The following is a 1,531-nucleotide window of genomic DNA, read 5'->3' on the forward strand; positions in this document are numbered from 1 at the left end:
GGGTAAATACATCAACATCGCCAGCCGCGCCGCGGGCTTTGTTGCCAAGCGCTTTGCCGGAAAGCTGGGCGAGGTGTCGGCCGACGGCGCAGCATTGCTCGATGCCCTGCGCGCCGCGAGGGAAACGATTGAGCCGCTGTATGAAGCCCGCGAGTTTGCAAAAGCACTGCGCGAAGCCATGCTGCTGACGGACCGCGTGAACGCCTATGTGGACCAGAACAAGCCCTGGGAGCTGGCCAAGCAGCAGGGCATGGACGCGCGTCTGCAGGATGTCTGCACGGTGTGCATCGAGGCCTTCCGCCTGCTCACGATTTACCTCAAGCCGGTGCTGCCTGCACTGGCTGCACAGGTGGAGGAATTCCTGAAAGTCAAGCCGCTGACGTTCGCGGACGCTGCCTCCAGTCTGGGTAATGGCCATGTAATCGGCGATTACAAACACCTCATGCAACGCGTTGACATCAAGCAACTTGAAGCATTGTTTGAGCCCCCAGCCCAGGCAGAACCAGCGCAAGCAGCTACAGATTTGATAGCAGAAGCCGCCATGCCCGGTGGCGAAGCCATCGCTCCCGTCATCACCATCGACGACTTCGCCAAGGTCGACCTGCGCATCGCAAAAATCGTCAACTGCGAACCCGTGGAAGGCTCGACCAAGCTGCTGCGCCTGACGCTGGATGCCGGCGAAGGCCGCATGCGCAATGTGTTCAGCGGCATTGCCTCGGCCTACAAGCCTGAAGACCTGGTCGGAAAGCTCACCGTGCTGGTGGCCAACCTGGCGCCGCGAAAAATGAAGTTCGGCATCAGCGAAGGCATGGTGCTGGCCGCCAGCCACGCCGACGAAAAAGCCCAGCCCGGCATCTATGTACTGGAACCTTTGCCGGGCGCAACACCGGGCATGCGCATTCACTAAAGTCTTGCCGGGCAACGCGGCAGCCTGCTCAGGCCGGCGCTGCGGTCCTTGCATCCGCCCCGCCCGCAAAGCGCAGGCCGGTCCCCGAACGGCTGGAAAGCTCGCCAAGCACGAGGCCCAGCGAGTGCAGCAATTGCGTGGCATCGCCTTCCCTGAACGGCGCTTCGGCCACCGCGACCTTGAACTGCAGCACGGTGTTGGGCGGCAGGCTGGGGCTGTCGGCCAGTCCGCGGGCAATCAGCCGCTGGCCGATATCGGTAAGCGCCCCGCGTGTCAGGTGCCCCTGCAGGATCAGCACAAAGTCTCCATCGCGGTGCCGGGCAACCGTATCGCCTTCCTGGGCAACACTTGTGACACAGGCGCCGGCCTGGACCACCGCGCTTTGCGCCGCCTCCATGCCGTAGTCCTGCCGGATATCCACGGCGTTGCCCAGCCGGATGCGCACCACCGCGCCCGCACCGGGGTCGCGCTGCTGGCGAATCAGCAGCGCGTCCAGCCGCTGCAGCAGCACGCGGTGGTTGCCCAGGCCCGTCAGCGGGTCCACGCGCGTCAGCGCTCCGACGCGCGCCTGGTTGTCGCGCTTTTCCCGGCTGCGCAGGTACAGGGCCATCAGCAGGAAAAGGA

At 64.4% G+C, this 1,531-nt stretch carries 2 protein-coding genes; one reads left to right on the plus strand and one right to left on the minus strand.

Annotated elements, in window-relative coordinates; all coding sequences use genetic code 11:
- Positions 1-907: methionine--tRNA ligase subunit beta (metG, locus tag AC1D0Z_RS21465; RefSeq protein WP_477660181.1), on the plus strand; the 907-nt coding region annotated here is incomplete at its 5' end.
- A gap of 28 nt (positions 908-935) precedes the next feature.
- Here the strand turns inward: metG and AC1D0Z_RS21470 are convergent.
- A partial coding sequence (locus AC1D0Z_RS21470; protein ID WP_477660182.1) for a GGDEF domain-containing protein occupies positions 936-1,531 on the minus strand: 596 nt, incomplete at its 5' end.

It is taken from the genome of Polaromonas sp. P1_E3 (genome assembly GCF_056405935.1).